The sequence below is a fragment of the Achromobacter sp. Root565 genome (genome assembly GCF_001427425.1).
GTDB lineage: Bacteria > Pseudomonadota > Gammaproteobacteria > Burkholderiales > Burkholderiaceae_B > Achromobacter > Achromobacter spanius_D.
This window is the reverse complement of sequence record NZ_LMGO01000005.1, coordinates 351,657-369,175: the sequence shown is the minus strand read 5'-3', so window position 1 is coordinate 369,175 and position 17,519 is coordinate 351,657. Positions and strand designations below refer to the sequence as shown.

Below are 17,519 nucleotides of genomic sequence, written 5' to 3'. Positions count from 1 at the left end.
CCACGGCAGGTTCTACTGCGAGTTCGTGCTTACGGCTGGTGACCACTGGGTGGACGGCGAAGCGCTAGAATTCGCCGCTAACAATAGGGAGAAACCCATGACTGAGCCCATCCGCGTTCCGCCGGAGGTCACACTGCCCGAGCTGACCTTCCGCGGCGTCCTGCTCGGCGCGCTGATCACCGTCATCTTCACCGCCTCGAATGTGTTCCTGGGGCTGAAGGTGGGCCTGACGTTTTCCTCCGCCATCCCGGCGGCGGTGATCTCGATGTCCGTCCTTCGCATGTTCAAGGACGCCAACATCCTTGAAAACAACATGGTGCAGACGCAGGCCTCGGCGGCCGGCACGCTGTCGGCCATCATCTTCATCCTGCCGGCGCTGGTCATGATGGGCCACTGGCAGGGCTTTCCGTTCTGGCAGACGCTGGGCATCTGCGCGGCCGGCGGCATGCTGGGCGTGATGTTCACGATTCCGCTGCGGCACGTGATGGTGGTGCAGAGCAATCTGCCGTATCCGGAAGGCGTGGCGGCGGCGGAAATTCTGCGCGTCGGCAGCGCCGAGCGCGCGCAGGACGCGCCGCAGCACGCCGCGGGCGCCTCGGTTAAACCCGCCGCCACGGGCATGGGCGACATCGTCGCGGGCGGTGTCGCGGCGGCCGTGGTCAGCTTTGCCGCCAACGGCCTGCGGGTCCTGGGCGACAGCGTCAGCGGCTGGTTTGCTTTGGGCGGCGCGGTGTTCCGGCTGCCGATGGGTTTTTCACTGGCCCTGCTGGGCGCCGGCTACCTGATCGGTATCGTCGCCGGGCTGGCGATGTTGACGGGGTTGGTGATCGCGTGGGGCATCGCGGTGCCCATCCTGACCGCCATGGGCGACATGCCCACGGGCGCAACGCTGGCGTCGTACGCCACCGGTCTGTGGTCCTCGCAGGTGCGCTTCATCGGCGCGGGCGTGATCGCCGTGGGCGCGATCTGGACGCTGGCGACGCTGTTCGTGCCGATGGCGCGTGGCGTGAAAGCGTCGTTTTCGGCATTGACCAAGGAAGGCGCTGCCCGCGCCGGGACCGCGCCGCGCACCGAGCGGGACCTGTCGGCCGGCTGGATCTCTGCGGTGACGCTGGTGCTGGTGGCGATCCTGGTCTTCACGTTCCAGGTGTTCCTGTCCGGCACGCCGCTGTCGTCGGGCGCCATCTGGAAGCTGGTGGCCTACGCGGTGCTGTTCGCGTTTGTGTTCGGCTTTTTGGTGGCTGCGGCCTGCGGCTACATGGCCGGCCTGGTGGGTTCGTCGACCAGCCCGATCTCCGGCGTGGGCATCGTCGCCATCGTGCTGGTGTCGGTGCTGATGCTGGGCGTGGGTGGCGACCTGATGGCGCTGGAGAACGGCGTGCAGATGGCGATCGCGCTGGCGATCTTCAGCACGTCGGCTGTGGTGGCGGTGGCGTCCATTTCGAACGACAACCTGCAGGACCTGAAGACCGGCTGGCTGGTGGGCGCGACGCCGTGGCGCCAGCAGGTCGCGCTGCTGATCGGCTGCGTGGTCGGCGCGGCGGTGATCTCGCCGGTGCTGGAGCTGCTGTACAACGCGTATGGTTTCGCGGACGCAATGCCGCGCGAGGGCATGGACCCGTCGCAGGCGCTGTCCGCGCCGCAGGCCACGCTGATGCTGGCGATCACGCGCGGCATCTTCACGCATCAGCTCAACTGGACCATGATCCTGATCGGCATGGCCGTCGGGGTGGCGCTGATCGCGGTGGATGAAATCCTGAAGCGCACGTGCAAGGTCGCGCGCATTCCCGTGCTGGCGGTGGGCATCGGCATCTACCTGCCGCCGACCGTGGCCGCGCCCATCGTGGCGGGCGCGCTGTTGGCGTGGCTGCTGGAAGGCGCACTGCGCCGCCGCGCTGCCGCCGCCGGCCAGCCCTACTACAGCTATGCCGAAGCGGCCAACCGCCGCGGCGTGCTGCTCGCCTCCGGGCTGATCGTGGGCGAGAGCCTGGTGGGCGTGCTGATGGCCGCGATCATCGGGGCCGCGGGGTCCGAGGCGCCACTGGCGATTGTTGGCGAAGACTTCGCCGGCATGGCGTCCTACCTGGGGCTGGCCGTGTTTGTCATGGTGGCGGTGCTGTTCTGGCGGCGGGTGATGCGGCTGGCGTAAATCCGCGGGGCGGACACCAGCGATGCACCGTCAGGTGTCTGACACCCGAGTGAGACGGTCTGCAATGCGCCGGGGTGTGCCAGGGGTGTCAGACACCGGTGTTGAAGATGTGCCGTCAGGTGTCTGACACCCGCGTGAGACGGTCTGCAATGCGCCGGGGTGTGCCAGGGGTGTCAGACACCGGTGTTGCTGTTGTGCCGTCAGGTGTCTGACACCCGCGTGAGACGGTCTGCAATACGTCGGGGTGTGCCAGGGGTGTCAGACACCGGTGTTGCAGATGTGCTGTCAGGTGTCTGACACCCGCGTGAGACGGTCTGCAATGCGCCGGGATGCGCCAGGGGTGTCAGACACCGGTGTTGCAGATGTGCCGTCAGGTGTCTGACACCCGCGTGAGACGGTCTGCAATGCGCCGGAATGTGCCAGGGGTGTCAGACACCGGTTCTTTTGGTGTCAGACACCCACGCCCCGTTACAGCAAATCCGCCAGCGTACGCGCGATCACCTTGGTTGCGCGGCGCAGGTCTTCCAGATTGATGCGTTCGTCGTTGCGCTTTGCGTGCGATTCCAGCACCGTGCGGGGACCCGCGCCGTAGATCACGCCGGGGATGCCTGCTTCGGCGTACAGGCGCACGTCGGTGTACAGCGGCGTGCCCATCGCGGGGATGGGTTCGCCGAACACGGCCTCGCCATGTTGCTGGATGGCCTGCACCAACGGCTGCGCGCCGGGCAGCGGGCGCATCGAATTGGCCAGCAGCAGCCGCTTGATGTCCACGCGGATGCCGGGACATGACGCCGCGGTTTCCTCGATGATGCGCCGGATGTCGGCCTCGACCTCGGTGGCGTTTTCTTCGGGGATCATGCGGCGGTCCAGTTTGAAACTGACCTTGCCGGGCACCACGTTCGTATTGGTGCCGCCTTCGATCCGCCCCACATTCAGGTACGGATGCGAAATGCCCGGGACTTGCGACGTGATCTTGCGGTACTCCGCATTCTGCGCATACAACGCATTCAACAGTGCGACGGCGCCTTGCAGGGCGTCGACGCCGCTGCTGGGAATGGCGGCGTGGGCCATCTTGCCGTGCACCGTCACCTCCATCTGCAGGCAGCCGTTGTGCGCGGTGACGACTTCATAGCTGAAGCCGGCCGCGATCAGCAGGTCGGGGCGCGTAAGCCCCTGCGCCAGCAGCCAGCCGGGGCCCAGCAGGCCGCCGAATTCCTCGTCATAGGTGAAGTGCAATTCCACCGCGCCGCGGGTCGGCTTGGCGATGGCTTCCAGCGCCCGCACGGCGAACGTGAAGCTGGCGAAGTCGCTCTTGCTGACCGCTGCGGCGCGGCCATACAGGCTACCGTTGTCGATCTCGGCGCCATAAGGATCGTGCGTCCAGCCGTCGCCGGGCGGCACCACGTCGCCGTGGGCATTGAGCGCGATGCGCGGGCCGTCGCCGCCGTATTCGCGCCGCACGAGGAGGTTGGTGATGGACTGCATGCCGTAGTCCTGCACGGCCTGCGCAGGCACGGGATGCGCTTCGGCTTCAAGGCCAAAGCCCTGCAGCAGTTCCGCGGTGCGCACGGCGTGCGGCGCGTTGTTGCCGGGCGGCGTGTCGGTGGGCACGCGCACAAGTTCCTGAAGGAAGCGGACTTCTTCGTCGAAATGGGCGTCCACCCAGGCGTCGAGTCGAGCGTAATCGGTCATGGCGTTATGTCGAGGTTTCGTTGGCCAGCGCATCGAGCAGGCCCAGCATGGCCTGCGCGGCAAGTTCGATGTCGTCGCTGGTGGTGGATTCGCTGGGGTTGTGGCTGATGCCGTTGTTCTGACCGCGCACGAACAGCATCGCTTGCGGCATGATCTCGTGCAGCTTCATGGCATCGTGGCCCGCGCCGCTGGGCATGCGGTGCACGGTCACGCCCAGCGCGCCGACCGCGTGTTCCCAGCGCTGCTGCCAGCGCGGATCGCTGGGCGCGGCGGCGGCCCGCATGGTTTCTTCCAGCGTGTAGCGCAGGCCGCGCCGCTTGCAGATGGCGGCCAACTCGGCCAGCACGTCGTTGACCAGCGCGTCGCGCTGCGCATCGCTGGGGGCGCGCAGGTCCAGGCTGAATCGGCACTCGCCCGGCACGACGTTGATCGACCCGCTGGGCACCTCGAACATGCCCACCGTGCCGACCGAGTCGCCATCGCGGGCGGCGCGCCGTTCGACAAAGAGCGTCAGTTCGGCGGCGGCCACGGCGGCGTCGCGCCGGCGGTCCATGGGCGTGGTGCCCGCATGGCTGGCCTGACCCAGAATCTGCACCTGATGGCGCACGCAGCCGTTGATCGAGGTGACGACGCCGAGCGGCAGCCCCATTCCGTACAGCACGGGGCCTTGTTCGATGTGGACCTCGACAAAGCCTAGGTAGCGCGCCGGATCGCGCCGCAGGCCGGCAATGCCGTTGATGTCCAGGCCCGCGTGCAGCATGGCGTCGCGCATGGTGATGCCGTCGGCGTCCTTCTGGTCCAGCCATTCGGGCTTGAAATCGCCGATCAGGGCGCCCGATCCCAGGAACGTCGCGCGGTAACGCTGGCCTTCTTCTTCGGCGAAGGCGATCACCTCCACGTCGAAGGGCAGCCGCCGGTTCTGGCGGTGCAGCGCGCGCACGCAGGCCATGGGCACGAAGATGCCGAGCCGGCCGTCGTACTTGCCGGCGTTGCGTACGGTGTCGAAATGGCTGCCCGTCATCAGGACCGGCGCGCCGGCCTGGGCAGCGCGGTAACGCCCGACCACGTTGCCGACGGCGTCGATGCCGACCTCGTCAAAGCCGCAGTCCTGCATCCATTGGGAGATGCGCGCGGCGCAGGCGCGGTGCGCGTCGGTCAGGTAGGTGACCGTGAGCAGGCCTTTTTCGGCGTAGCCGGGATCGCTATAGACGCTGAGCGCCTCGTGCCAGTCCCAGATGTCCTTGCCCATTCCGGGTTCGCCGAAGCGCTCCTGCGGGCGCGGCTCGACGTTCGGATCGTTCAGATTGTTAGCCATGGTCGTCCTGTTCAACGGTCGGAGGTGTAGGGGTGCGTGGCTTTCCAGTGGCGCGCGATGTCCAGCCGGCGGCAGACCCAGACGCGGTCGTGGCGCGCGATGTGATCCAGAAAGCGTTGCAGGGCGACGATGCGTCCGGGGCGGCCGAGCAGACGGCAGTGCATGCCGATGCTGAGCATCTTGGGCGCCTCGTCGCCTTCGGCGTAGAGCGCGTCGAAGCTGTCCTTCATGTACTGGAAGTAGGGCTCGGCGTGCGAGTAGCCCTGCGGCAGCGCGAAGCGCATGTCGTTGCAGTCCAGCGTGTAGGGCACGATGAGCTGCGGCGCGGTCGAGCCATCGGTCTTGCGCACCCGCATCCAGAAGGGCAGGTCGTCGCCGTAGTAATCGCTGTCGTATTCGAATCCGCCGTCGTCGGCGACCAGCCGGCGCGTGCGCGGGCTGTCGCGACCGGTGTACCAGCCCAGTGGCCGCGCGCCGGTCAGCGTCGTGATGGCGTCGATGGCCAGCCGCATGTGCTCGCGTTCGGTGGCTTCGTCCACGTCCTGGTAGTGGATCCAGCGCCAGCCGTGGCAGGCGACCTCATGGCCCAGTTCCACGAAGGCAGCCGTCAGATCGGGATGGCGTTGCAGGGCCATGCCGACGCCGAACACCGTCAGCGGCAGTTGCCGCTTCTCGAATTCGCGCAGGATGCGCCACACGCCCGCCCGCGACCCGTATTCATAGATGCTCTCCATGCTGAGATGCCGGTCTGGATAGCTGGCCGGGTTGAACATCTCGGACAGGAACTGCTCGGAGCCGGCATCGCCATGCAGCACGCCGTTCTCGCCGCCCTCTTCGTAATTGAGCACGAACTGCACGGCAATCCGCGCGTTACCCGGCCATTGCGCGTGGGGCGGATGGCGCCCGTAGCCGACGAGGTCGCGGGGGTAGGGAAGCGTGGAGTCGTAGACGGGCATCGGCGGTCGCAGGAAGGAGGAATGATCGGCCACGTGCTGACGCAGGTCCGATCATGTATACAAAGTATGTACATCAAATACCAGCCCTCGGCCATCGGCGAATGCCCCTACACCGCGTATGTCACGCCGTCGCGGCGTTGGCATCCTTGAACAACTTCGCGCCCATGAAGTCGATGAATACCCGGAGCTTGGGCGCCAGATGCTTGCTGGACGCCCACAGCAGCCGGAACGTGCCCTGGTGTTCGACATGGCCGTCCAGCACCGAAACCAGGTCGCCACGCTGCAGGGCGGGCTGCACCAGAAAATCGGGCAGGCACGCGATGCCCAGGCCCGCCACTGCCACATCCAGCAGGGCCGCGGACGTGTTGCACACCATCGACACGGGCAGTGTCCACTCGGGCGAGCCGGCGTCGCGCGTCAACGGCCACGGTTCGAGTTTTCCGGTGCTGGGAAATCGGTGCTGCAGGCAGGCGTGATGCTGCAGGTCCGCCGGACTGCGCGGCGTGCCGCGGCTGGCCAGATAACCCGGCGCCGCGACGAGCAGCAGGCGATAGTTGCCAACGGGACGCGACACCAGCCGCGAGTCCGTCGGTTCGCCAGTGCGCATCACGACGTCGAATCCTTCGTTGATGACGTCCACCAGACGATCCGAGAAATCCACGTCCAGTTCGATGGCCGGGTAGCGGTGCATGAAGGCCGTCAATGCCGGCATGACCAGCATGCCGACCAGCGGAAGGCTGATGCGCAATATGCCTTGCGGCGCCTGGCGGGTTTCGGAAAGTTCCAGTTCGGCGGACTCGAGCTCGCACAGGATGCGGCGGCAGCGTTCCAGGAAAACGGCGCCCTCGGCCGTTAAGGTGATGCTGCGCGTGCTGCGATGGAGCAGGCGCACGCCCAGGCGCGTTTCCAGCCGGCAGACGCTTTTGCCCACGGCCGACGCCGACACGCCCAGATGGCGGGCGGCGTCGGAATAACTGCGCAATTCCGCGGCCTGCACAAAGGCTGCAATGGCGCTGAGCGATTCGACCATGATGCGATTCAGGACAATTTGTCCGATATGTTTTGAACGTCGGCATTATTGTCCTGAACCGCGCCAGCCGCCAACATGGCTGCCTTCACACAACACGCGCCGGCGTTGGGCCAATCCGCCCACCGCCGGCCGGACAAAAGGCAGAACATGGCAGGTTTTCAGGCGGTGGCCCCCGGTCCCGGCGCGCACGAGGCGCGTCTTCCCATTGCAGCACTGCTGGCCCTGGCGCTGGCCGGTTTCGTCACGATTCTGACGGAAGCCCTGCCAGCCGGCCTGTTGCCGCAGATCAGCGCGGGACTGGATATTTCCGAAGCGATGGCCGGACAGTGGGTGACGATCTACGCGATCGGTTCGCTGGTGGCCGCGATACCCTTGACCGCCGCGACGCAAGGCGTGCGCCGGCGCCCGTTGCTGCTGGCCGCGATTGCTGGCTTTGTCATCGCCAACACCATCACCACGGTGTCCGCCAGCTACGCGCTGACGATGGCGGCGCGCTTTGTTGCTGGCGTGTCCGCCGGGCTGCTGTGGGCGCTCGCCGCGGGGTATGCCGCGCGCATGGTGCCGGAGCGCCAGAAGGGGCGCGCCATCGCCATCGCCATGGTGGGCACGCCTTTGGCGTTGTCGCTTGGCGTGCCGGCGGGGACCTTCCTGGGCAATCTGGTGGGATGGCGCTGGTGTTTCGGCATCATGAGCGCGCTTGCGCTGATGCTGATGGTGTGGGTGCGCATCCAGGTGCCGGACTTCGCGGGGCAGGCTACGGGCAAGCGCGCGCCGCTGCGCCGCGTCTTCACCCTGCCCGGCGTGCGCGCGGTGCTGTTCGTGGTGTTCGCGTTCGTCCTGGCACACAACATTCTCTATACCTACATTGCGCCCTTCCTGGCGGCGCGCGGCATGGACGATCGCACGGACATGATGCTGCTGGTGTTCGGCCTGTCGTCGTTGATCGGCCTCTGGGTCACCGGCGTCCTGATCGACAGCCATCTGCGCGCCATGACGCTGGCCAGCACGGCGCTGTTCGCGTTGTCCGCGCTGGCCCTGGGCATCAGCGGCAAGAATTCCGTCGTCGTGATCACGGCGGTGGCGGCTTGGGGATTGGCGTTTGGCGGCGCGCCGACGCTGTTCCAGACCGCGCTGGCCAAGACCGCGGGCGAGTCGGCCGATGTGGCGCAGTCGATGCTGGTCACTGCCTGGAACCTGGCGATCGCGGGCGGCGGCGTCATCGGCGGCATCCTGCTCGAAGGCGTGGGCGTCGCCGCGTTTGCGCCGGCCCTGTTGGTGTTGCTGGCGGCGACGCTGATCGTGGCGGGGGCGGCGCGCCACCATGGGTTTCCCATGGCGGCCGGCCCGGGCGACAACATCACCGCAAGTCCCCGCAAGGCCACCCCGTGACCCCGAACCCGCCGCTATCCGTTGCGGTACAGAAAGCTGTAGGCGTTGATCGCCGGCACCCCTCCCAGGTGCGCATACAGGACCTTCGAGCCGGCGGGAATCTCGCCTTTGCGGATGATGTCCATCATCCCCTGCATGGATTTTCCTTCGTACACGGGGTCGGTCATCATGCCTTCCAGCCGGGCGCACGTGCGGATGGCGTCGTTGGTTTCGGCTGAGGGCAGGCCATACGCGGGATAGGCGTAGCGCGTGTCCAGCACCACGTCCGTGTCTTCGATCGGCTTTTTCAGTCCGACGAGGTCGGCGGTGCGCCGCGCGATGCGCAGGACCTGCGCGCGCGTCTGATCCGGCGTGGCGGATGCGTCGATGCCGATGACGCGGTCGGCGCGGCCGTCGGCGGCAAAGCCCACCACCATGCCGGCCTGCGTGCTGCCGGTGACCGCGCAGACGACGATGTAGTCGAACTTGAATCCCAGTTCGGCTTCCTGGCGGCGCACCTCTTCGGCAAAGCCCACGTAGCCCAGGCCGCCCAGCTCGTGATCGGATGCGCCGGCCGGAATGGCGTAGGGCTTGCCACCGCGGCGTTTCACCTCTTCCAGCGCTTCTTCCCAGCTGCGGCGAAAGCCGATGTCAAAGCCCTGATCGACCAGGCGCACGTCCGCGCCCATGAGGCGGCTCATCATGATGTTGCCGACGCGGTCGTAGACCGCATCGGAATAGTCCACCCAGTTCTCCTGAACCAGCACGCAGGCCAATCCCAGTTTGGCGGCGACCGCGGCGACCATGCGCGTGTGGTTGGACTGGATGCCGCCGATGGTGACGAGCGTGTCGCAACCCTGTTCCAGCGCCTGCGGAATCAGGTATTCGAGCTTGCGCAGCTTGTTGCCGCCGAAGGCGAGGCCGCTGTTGCAGTCCTCGCGCTTGGCGTAGATCTCGACCTTGCCGCCGAGATGCTGCGAAAGCCGGTCCAGCTTTTCGATCGGGGTATCGCCGAAGGTCAGGCGATGACGGGGAAAACGTTGCAGATCCATGGTGGCTCCTGGTGATCCTGGCGGCCCCGCGCTTCTCGGCAGGGTTCGCAAAAATCATAGAAATCATGGGGTTGAGCGGTCAATTGCGTATTTTTTTAATCCACCAAATCAGAAGTTCATTAATCTCGATTAATGGATTTAATATTTCCAAAATAAAAACGCCGGCGAAATTTAATTTTCAGGGACGTTATCAATGACCGCTGTTTTCACGCTGGACCGCATCGACCGCCAGATCCTGCGCATTCTTCAGGACGACGCGCAGATCACCAATCTGGACTTGAGCGCACGCGTGCACCTCAGCCCCGCCGCCTGCCTGCGGCGCGTTGAACGGCTAAAGAGCGAAGGCGTCATCCGCAAGACGGTCGCGCTGCTGGAACCTGCCGACGTGGACATGGCCACACTGGTCATCGTGGGGGTGGTGCTGGATCGCTCGACGCCCGATTCGTTCACCGACTTCGAGGAAGCGGCCAAGGGCATCAGCGGCTGCCTGGAATGCCACCTGGTGGCGGGGGAGTTCGACTATTTCCTGATGTTGCGTATCCGGGATCTGGAACGCTTCAACAAGCTGCATGCGGGCGAGATCATCAAGCTGCCCGGCGTGCGCCAGATTCGTACTTTTTTCGTACTCAAAGAGATCATGTCGACCACCGCGCTACCGGTTTGACGAGGCGTAAACGCAACACTCATCTTTTCCGCTATTTGAAATGACGCGCTGCCGCATTTTGGATTGACGGATTTTGGAGGCGCGTAGACGGCGAATTTGAAGGGGTTGGACGGACATTCCGTTGCCGCATGACAGCATTCCGAAACGCCTTTTGCGTCACAGAAACGCAGGAAGACGCCCGTAAACTCAAAGGGTTATACTTCTCGACCATAGGCTTTCAAGGCTTGTACGCGCCTTCTGCCCCTGCTATCCGCTTAACGGGAAGCCCGTGTCGCGGAAGGTTTTCCTGCATCGTCTCGAGTGAAGCACTCGTATAGGTGAAGCGATATGTCTTCGGAAATAGAATCTCTATCCACGTCTTATCTCTTTGGGGGTAATGCCCCGTATGTTGAGGAGCTTTACGAAGCCTACCTCGACAATCCCGGTTCGGTTCCTGACAATTGGCGCGAATACTTCGACCAGTTGCAGCACGCTCCCGCTACCGACGGCCAGGAATCCACTCGTGACCAGGCCCACGCTCCCATCGTCGAATCGTTCGCCCAGCGCGCCAAGGCCAATGCCTTCGTGCAACGCTCCGCCGAACCCGACCTGAGCGTCGCCAGCAAGCAGGTCTCGGTGCAATCGCTGATTGCCGCCTACCGCTCGCTGGGCTCGCGCTGGGCCGATCTGGACCCGCTCAAGCGCCAGGAACGTCCGCCGATTCCGGAGCTCGATCCCGCCTTCTACGGCCTGACCGAAGCCGATCTGGACCAGACCTACTCGGCCACCAACACCTACTTCACGACCGCCAGCACGATGACGCTGCGCGACATCCTGAAGGCGCTGCGCGACACGTACTGCCGCAGCATCGGTGCAGAATTCACGCACATCTCCGACCCCGCCGCCAAGCGCTGGATCCAGGAACGCCTGGAAACCACGCTGGGCGCGCCCACGTATTCGCCGGAAGAAAAGCGCCACATCCTTCAGCAGCTCACCGAGTCCGAAGGTCTGGAACGCTTCCTGCACACCAAGTACGTCGGCCAGAAGCGCTTCTCGCTGGAAGGCGGCGAAAGCTTCATCGCCTCGATGGACGAAGTGGTCAACCACGCCGGTGAAAACGGCGTTCAGGAAATCGTGGTCGGCATGGCCCACCGCGGCCGCCTGAACCTGCTCGTGAACATCATGGGCAAGATGCCCGGCGACCTGTTCGCCGAGTTCGAAGGCAAGCACGCCGAAGGCCTGACCGACGGCGACGTGAAGTACCACAACGGCTTCTCGAGCGACCTGTCCACGCGCGGCGGCCCCGTCCACCTGTCGCTGGCGTTCAACCCCTCGCACCTTGAAATCGTCAACCCCGTCGTCGAAGGCAGCGTCCGCGCCCGCCAGGAACGCCGTGGCGATGGCGAAGGCAAGCAAGTGCTGCCGGTGCTGGTGCACGGCGACGCGGCCTTTGCCGGCCAGGGCGTCGTGATGGAAACCCTGAACCTGGCCCAGACCCGCGGCTACGGCACGGGCGGCACGCTGCACATCGTCATCAACAACCAGATCGGTTTCACCACGTCCGACCCGCGTGACTCGCGTTCGACGCTGTATTGCACCGACGTGGTCAAGATGATCGAAGCTCCGGTGTTCCACGTCAACGGCGACGACCCCGAAGCCGTGGTGTTCGTCACCAAGCTGGCCCTGGACTACCGCCTGCAATTCCGTCACGACATCGTTGTGGACATCGTCTGCTTCCGCAAGCTGGGCCACAACGAGCAAGACACCCCGTCGCTGACGCAGCCCCTGATGTACAAGCGCATTGGCCATCACCCCGGCACGCGCAAGCTGTACGCCGACAAGCTGACCACGCAAGGCGTGCTGGCCGACGGCGAAGCCGATCAGCTGGTCAAGGACTACCGTCAGCTCATGGAAGACGGCCAGCGCACCATCGAACCGGTGCTGACCGACTACAAGAGCAAGTACGCCATCGACTGGTCGCCGTTCCTGGGCGCCAAGTGGACCGACCAGGCCGACACCGCCGTGCCGCTGGCTGAACTGAAGCGAATCGGCGAACGCATCACCACCGTGCCGGAAGGCTTCACGGTGCACCCGCTGGTCGCCAAGCTGCTGAACGACCGCCGCACCATGGCCAAGGGCGAAATGAACCTGGACTGGGGCATGGGCGAACACCTCGCCTTCGCGACCCTGGTGTCCTCGGGCTACGCCATCCGCATCACCGGCCAGGATTCGGGCCGTGGCACGTTCACGCACCGCCACGCCGTGCTGCACGACCAGAACCGCGAACGCTGGAACGACGGCACCTTCATTCCGCTGCAGAACGTGTCGGAAGGCCAGGCGCCGTTCACCGTGATCGACTCCGTGCTGTCCGAAGAGGCGGTGCTGGCGTTTGAATACGGCTACTCCAGCGCCGAGCCCAACACGCTGACCATCTGGGAAGGCCAATTCGGCGACTTCGTCAACGGCGCTCAGGTCGTGATCGACCAGTTCATCAGCTCCGGCGAAGCCAAGTGGGGCCGCCAGTCGGGCCTGACCCTGATGCTGCCGCACGGCTACGAAGGCCAGGGTCCCGAGCACTCGTCGGGCCGCATCGAGCGCTTCCTGCAGCTGTGCGCCGACAACAACATGCAAGTGGTTCAGCCGACCTCGGCTTCGCAGATCTTCCACGTTCTGCGCCGCCAGATGATCCGCCCGTTCCGCAAGCCGCTGGTGCTGTTCACGCCGAAGTCGCTGCTGCGTAACAAGGACGCCGGTTCGCCCCTGACTGATCTGGCCGGCGGCAGCTTCCGCCCGGTCATCGGCGAGGTCGACGAGGCCATCGACGCCAGCAAGGTCAAGCGCGTGCTGGCTTGCTCGGGCAAGGTCTACTACGACCTGGTCAACGCCCGCCGCGAGCGTGGCGCCGACAACGTCGCCATCGTCCGTGTCGAACAGCTCTATCCGTTTGCGCACAAGTCGTTCGAAGCCGAACTGCGCAAGTACCCGAAGGCTACCGAAGTGATCTGGGTGCAGGACGAACCCCAGAACCAAGGCGCCTGGTTCTACGTTCAGCATCACGTCTACGAGAACATGGTCGAAGGCCAGAAGCTTGGCTACGCAGGCCGTGCCGCGTCGGCATCGCCGGCCGTGGGCTACCTGGCCAAGCACCAGGAACAGCAGAAGGCTCTGATCGAGACGGCCTTCGCGCCCAAGTTCAAGGTCATGTTGACGAAGTAACCTTTACTTGATGCACGCGCCGCGGGCGGCAAGTGTTCCGGAACCCCGTTTCGAACCTTGCCGCGCCGCGTGACAAGAACACACTCTCTACGGAATAAACAAAATGGCTATTACCGACGTCGTCGTTCCCCAACTTTCCGAATCCGTTTCCGAAGCGACCCTGCTGACCTGGAAGAAGCAGCCGGGCGCTGCCGTTGAAGCCGACGAAATCCTGATCGAAGTCGAAACCGACAAGGTCGTGCTGGAAGTGCCGGCCCCCGCCTCGGGCGTGCTGGCCGAAATCGTCAAGGGCGATGGCAGCACCGTGACCTCCGGCGAAGTGCTGGCTCGCATCGACACCGCCGCCAAGGCCGGTGCCGCTGCCACCGCGCCCGCCGAAGCCCCCAAGGCCGCTGAGCAAGCCGCCGCCGCCCCCGCCGCTGCCGCACCGGCATCGACGGCCGCTGCTGGCGTCGCGTCGCCCGCCGCCTCGAAGATCCTGGCCGAGAAGGGCGTTGACGCCGCTTCCGTGGCTGGCTCGGGCCGTGACGGCCGCGTGACCAAGGGCGACGCCCTGGCCGCCAGCGCACCCGCCAAGGCCGCACCGGCCAAGGCTGCCGCCGCGCCCGCCCCGACCACGCTGTCGCTGGATGGCCGTCCGGAACAGCGCGTGCCGATGAGCCGCCTGCGCGCCCGCATCGCCGAGCGCCTGCTGCAATCGCAGCAAGAAAACGCCATCCTGACGACGTTCAACGAAGTCAACATGCAGGCCGTCATCGACCTGCGCGCCAAGTACAAGGACAAGTTCGAAAAGGAACACGGCATCAAGCTGGGCTTCATGTCGTTCTTCGTCAAGGCCGCCGTTGCCGCGCTGAAGAAGTACCCGCTGATCAACGCCTCGATCGACGGCAAGGACATCATCTATCACGGCTACTTCGACATCGGTATCGCTGTCGGCAGCCCGCGTGGCCTGGTGGTGCCGATCCTGCGCAACGCTGACCAGCTGTCCATCGCCGACATCGAGAAGACCATCGCCGACTTCGGCCGCCGCGCCGCTGACGGCAAGCTGGGCATTGAAGAAATGACCGGTGGCACGTTCTCGATCTCCAACGGTGGCGTATTCGGCTCGATGCTGTCGACCCCGATCATCAACCCGCCGCAATCGGCCATCCTGGGCGTGCACGCCACCAAGGATCGCGCCGTCGTCGAAAACGGCCAGATCGTCATCCGCCCGATGAACTACCTGGCTCTGTCCTACGACCACCGCATCATCGACGGCCGCGAAGCCGTGCTGGGCCTGGTCGCCATGAAGGACGCCCTGGAAGATCCGCAGCGCCTGTTGCTGGACCTGTAATCTCGACGCCCCTGGCCGGCGCCGCGCCCGACCCGATGGTCGCGCGGCGCCCGGGCCGGCTCCCCGCCGGCCCGCAGCCTGACCGCGCTGGTCGGGGCGTGCTCCACCCCCTCATTCATTCGCGAGAACACTATGTCCAAACAATTTGACGTCGTCGTGATCGGCGCAGGCCCCGGCGGCTACATCGCCGCCATCCGCGCCGCGCAACTCGGCATGTCGGTCGCTTGCATCGACGCTTGGCAGAATGGCCAAGGCGGCCCGGCTCCCGGCGGCACCTGCACCAACGTCGGCTGCATTCCGTCCAAGGCGCTGCTGCAATCGTCCGAACACTTTGAACAAGCCAACCACCACTTCGCCGAGCACGGCATCGAAGTCAAGGGCGTCAGCCTGAAGCTCGACACGCTGATCGGCCGCAAGAACACGGTGGTCAAGCAGAACAACGACGGCATCCTGTACCTGTTCAAGAAGAACAAGGTCACCTTCTTCCACGGCAAGGGCGCGTTCAGCGGCCAAGTGGAAGGCGGCTGGGCCATCAAGGTCACCGGCACCGCCGAGGAAGACCTGGTTGCCAAGCACGTCGTGGTCGCCACCGGCTCGTCGGCGCGTGAACTGCCCGGCCTGCCGTTCGACGAAAAGGTCGTGCTGTCCAACGACGGCGCACTGAACATCGGCGCCGTTCCGAAGACGCTGGGCGTCATCGGCGCCGGCGTGATCGGCCTGGAAATGGGCAGCGTGTGGCGCCGCCTGGGTTCGGAAGTCACGATTCTGGAAGCGATGCCGGAATTCCTGGCTGCCGCCGATGGGCAAGTGGCCAAGGAAGCCCTCAAGGCTTTCACCAAGCAAGGCCTGAATATCCAGATGGGCGTCAAGATCGGTGAGATCAAGGCGACCGCCAAGTCGGTGACCGTGCCTTACGTCGACGCCAAGGGCGCCGAGCAGAAGCTGGTCGTGGACAAGCTGATCGTCTCGATCGGCCGCGTGCCCTACACCGGCGGCCTGAACGCCGACGCCGTGGGCCTGAAGCTGGACGAGCGCGGCTTTGTGGCCGTCGACGGCGACTGCAAGACCAACCTGCCGAACGTCTGGGCAGTGGGCGACGTCGTGCGCGGCCCGATGCTGGCGCACAAGGCTGAAGAAGAAGGCGTGGCGGTGGCCGAGCGCATCGCCGGCCAGCACGGCCACGTCAACTTCGACACCGTGCCGTGGGTCATCTACACCTCGCCGGAAATCGCCTGGGTCGGCAAGACCGAGCAGCAGCTCAAGGCCGAAGGCCGCGAGTACAAGGCCGGCAGCTTCCCGTTCCTGGCCAACGGCCGCGCCCGTGCGCTGGGTGACACCACCGGCTTTGCCAAGGTGATTGCCGACGCCAAGACCGACGAAGTCCTGGGCGTGCACATCGTGGGCCCGATGGCCTCGGAACTGATCTCGGAAGCCGTGACGATCATGGAATTCCGCGGCGCCGCCGAAGACATCGCCCGCATCTGCCACGCGCACCCGACCCTGTCGGAAGCCGTGAAGGAAGCCGCTCTGGCCGTGGACAAGCGTGCGCTGAACTTCTAAGCCGCGTCTGACTTCTGCAAGACCGGGGGCGGGTTCCAGGACCCGCCCTTTTCTTTATTCCCTTCAGCCTGATCCGGTTCCCCTATGAACGTCAGCGACTACTACGAACACGCATTGGCCGAACGCGGCTACAAGCCCGACGACGCGCAGAAGAAGGCGATCGACCGCTTGCAGCGCTATTACGACGAATGGGTCAAGTTCAAGTCGATGCGCTCGAACGCGCTGAAAAAGCTGCTGAACCGTCCCGACGTGCCGCGCGGCGTGTACCTCTGGGGCGGCGTGGGCCGCGGCAAGAGCTTCCTGATGGATGCCTTCTATGCCACCGTGCCCGTCGTGCGCAAGACGCGCCTGCACTTTCACGAGTTCATGCGCGGCGTGCACCGCGAACTGGAGGAAGTGAAGGGCATGCAGGATCCGCTGGACGAGGTCGCCAAGCGCGTGGCCAAGCGTTACCGGCTGATCTGCTTTGACGAATTCCACGTGTCCGACGTGGCGGACGCGATGATTCTTCATCGCCTGCTGCTCAAGCTGTTCGAATACGGCACGTCATTCGTGATGACGTCCAACTACGAACCGTCCACGCTGTACACGGACGGCCTGCACCGCGATCGCGTGCTGCCCGCCATCGCGCTGATCCAGTCGCGCATGGACGTGATGAACGTGGACGCGGGCATCGACTATCGCCGCCGCTCGCTGGAACAGGTGCAGAGCTATCACACGCCGCTGGACGACAACGCCCAGAAGGCGCTGCAGTCGGCCTTCGATGCGCTGGCGGATACGCCGCCGCAGGACCCGGTGCTGCACATCGAGCATCGCGAGATCCGCGCGCTGGCGCTGGGCGGGTCGGTGGTGTGGTTCGACTTTGCCACGCTGTGCGGCGGTCCGCGCTCGCAGAACGACTACCTGGAGCTGGCCAACCGCTTCCATGCCGTGATCCTGTCGGGCGTGCCGCGCATGGGCCCGCGCCAGGCGTCCGAGGCGCGCCGCTTCACCTGGCTGATCGACGTGTTCTACGACCACCGCGTCAAGCTCATCATGTCGGCCGAGTGCGAGCCCGAAGAGATCTACACGGAAGGCGCGCTGGCCAACGAGTTCCACCGGACGGTGTCGCGCATTCTGGAAATGCAGTCGCGCGAATACCTGGAATCCGAGCGCCGACTGACCGTGACGTTGTAGTAAAGCCTCATCCGGTCCTCATTTCGGAA

Annotated in this window: 11 protein-coding genes and 1 pseudogene; 7 read left to right on the top strand and 5 right to left on the bottom strand. The window is 65.3% G+C overall.

From position 1 onward, the window contains the following. Positions 1 to 97 precede the first annotated feature (97 nt). Positions 98 to 2,149 (top strand): OPT family oligopeptide transporter, encoded by a 2,052-nt coding sequence (locus ASD71_RS18325; protein WP_056567820.1) that lies wholly within the window; start codon positions 98 to 100, stop codon positions 2,147 to 2,149. Between the two features lie 468 nt (positions 2,150 to 2,617). Here the strand turns inward: ASD71_RS18325 and ASD71_RS18320 are convergent, their stop codons facing one another. The 4 genes and pseudogenes from ASD71_RS18320 to ASD71_RS18305 form a co-directional block, all read right to left on the bottom strand. After that, on the bottom strand, positions 2,618 to 3,841 hold the full coding sequence (locus ASD71_RS18320) for a M20/M25/M40 family metallo-hydrolase (RefSeq protein WP_056567819.1): 1,224 nt from the start codon (positions 3,839 to 3,841) through the stop codon (positions 2,618 to 2,620). Positions 3,842 to 3,845: 4 nt separating this feature from the next. After that, a pseudogene (locus ASD71_RS18315) lies at positions 3,846 to 5,105 on the bottom strand (hydantoinase/carbamoylase family amidase); the annotation flags it as partial. A gap of 62 nt (positions 5,106 to 5,167) precedes the next feature. Further along, positions 5,168 to 6,112 (bottom strand): allantoinase PuuE, encoded by a 945-nt coding sequence (gene puuE / locus ASD71_RS28410; RefSeq protein WP_056567815.1) that lies wholly within the window; start codon positions 6,110 to 6,112, stop codon positions 5,168 to 5,170. Positions 6,113 to 6,233: 121 nt separating this feature from the next. Continuing rightward, positions 6,234 to 7,142 carry a LysR family transcriptional regulator gene (locus ASD71_RS18305; protein WP_056567812.1) on the bottom strand — a complete coding sequence of 303 codons (909 nt, stop codon included), beginning with the start codon at positions 7,140 to 7,142 and terminating at the stop codon, positions 6,234 to 6,236. Between the two features lie 147 nt (positions 7,143 to 7,289). Between ASD71_RS18305 and ASD71_RS18300 the strand changes: the two genes are divergently transcribed. Continuing rightward, positions 7,290 to 8,531, top strand: coding sequence for an MFS transporter (locus ASD71_RS18300; RefSeq protein ID WP_056567809.1), 1,242 nt, complete (start codon positions 7,290 to 7,292; stop codon positions 8,529 to 8,531). Positions 8,532 to 8,545: 14 nt separating this feature from the next. Here ASD71_RS18300 and ASD71_RS18295 read toward each other — a convergent pair whose 3' ends face one another. Continuing rightward, positions 8,546 to 9,562, bottom strand: coding sequence for a 1-aminocyclopropane-1-carboxylate deaminase (locus ASD71_RS18295; protein WP_056567807.1), 1,017 nt, complete (start codon positions 9,560 to 9,562; stop codon positions 8,546 to 8,548). Positions 9,563 to 9,755: 193 nt separating this feature from the next. Between ASD71_RS18295 and ASD71_RS18290 the strand changes: the two genes are divergently transcribed. The 5 genes from ASD71_RS18290 to zapE all read left to right on the top strand — a co-directional run bounded on the left by ASD71_RS18290 (position 9,756) and on the right by zapE (position 17,490). Next, positions 9,756 to 10,226 (top strand): Lrp/AsnC family transcriptional regulator, encoded by a 471-nt coding sequence (locus ASD71_RS18290; protein WP_056567804.1) that lies wholly within the window; start codon positions 9,756 to 9,758, stop codon positions 10,224 to 10,226. A 327-nt stretch (positions 10,227 to 10,553) separates the two neighbouring features. Further along, a complete protein-coding gene (locus ASD71_RS18285) occupies positions 10,554 to 13,421 on the top strand; it encodes a 2-oxoglutarate dehydrogenase E1 component (protein ID WP_056567801.1) in 2,868 nt (955 codons plus the stop codon). Between the two features lie 103 nt (positions 13,422 to 13,524). Beyond that, a complete protein-coding gene (gene odhB / locus ASD71_RS18280) occupies positions 13,525 to 14,754 on the top strand; it encodes a 2-oxoglutarate dehydrogenase complex dihydrolipoyllysine-residue succinyltransferase (protein WP_056567799.1) in 1,230 nt (409 codons plus the stop codon). A gap of 132 nt (positions 14,755 to 14,886) precedes the next feature. Then, positions 14,887 to 16,314, top strand: coding sequence for a dihydrolipoyl dehydrogenase (lpdA, locus tag ASD71_RS18275; RefSeq protein ID WP_056567795.1), 1,428 nt, complete (start codon positions 14,887 to 14,889; stop codon positions 16,312 to 16,314). 84 nt (positions 16,315 to 16,398) lie between these two features. Further along, positions 16,399 to 17,490 carry a cell division protein ZapE gene (gene zapE, locus ASD71_RS18270; RefSeq protein ID WP_056567791.1) on the top strand — a complete coding sequence of 364 codons (1,092 nt, stop codon included), beginning with the start codon at positions 16,399 to 16,401 and terminating at the stop codon, positions 17,488 to 17,490. Positions 17,491 to 17,519 lie beyond the last annotated feature (29 nt).

Coding starts and splice junctions, on each gene's coding strand:
- ASD71_RS18325 (WP_056567820.1), top strand. CDS start 98: ATGACTGAGCCCATCCGCGTTCCGCCGGAGGTCACACTGCCCGAGCTG.
- ASD71_RS18320 (WP_056567819.1), bottom strand. CDS start 3,841: ATGACCGATTACGCTCGACTCGACGCCTGGGTGGACGCCCATTTCGAC.
- puuE (WP_056567815.1), bottom strand. CDS start 6,112: ATGCCCGTCTACGACTCCACGCTTCCCTACCCCCGCGACCTCGTCGGC.
- ASD71_RS18305 (WP_056567812.1), bottom strand. CDS start 7,142: ATGGTCGAATCGCTCAGCGCCATTGCAGCCTTTGTGCAGGCCGCGGAA.
- ASD71_RS18300 (WP_056567809.1), top strand. CDS start 7,290: ATGGCAGGTTTTCAGGCGGTGGCCCCCGGTCCCGGCGCGCACGAGGCG.
- ASD71_RS18295 (WP_056567807.1), bottom strand. CDS start 9,562: ATGGATCTGCAACGTTTTCCCCGTCATCGCCTGACCTTCGGCGATACC.
- ASD71_RS18290 (WP_056567804.1), top strand. CDS start 9,756: ATGACCGCTGTTTTCACGCTGGACCGCATCGACCGCCAGATCCTGCGC.
- ASD71_RS18285 (WP_056567801.1), top strand. CDS start 10,554: ATGTCTTCGGAAATAGAATCTCTATCCACGTCTTATCTCTTTGGGGGT.
- odhB (WP_056567799.1), top strand. CDS start 13,525: ATGGCTATTACCGACGTCGTCGTTCCCCAACTTTCCGAATCCGTTTCC.
- lpdA (WP_056567795.1), top strand. CDS start 14,887: ATGTCCAAACAATTTGACGTCGTCGTGATCGGCGCAGGCCCCGGCGGC.
- zapE (WP_056567791.1), top strand. CDS start 16,399: ATGAACGTCAGCGACTACTACGAACACGCATTGGCCGAACGCGGCTAC.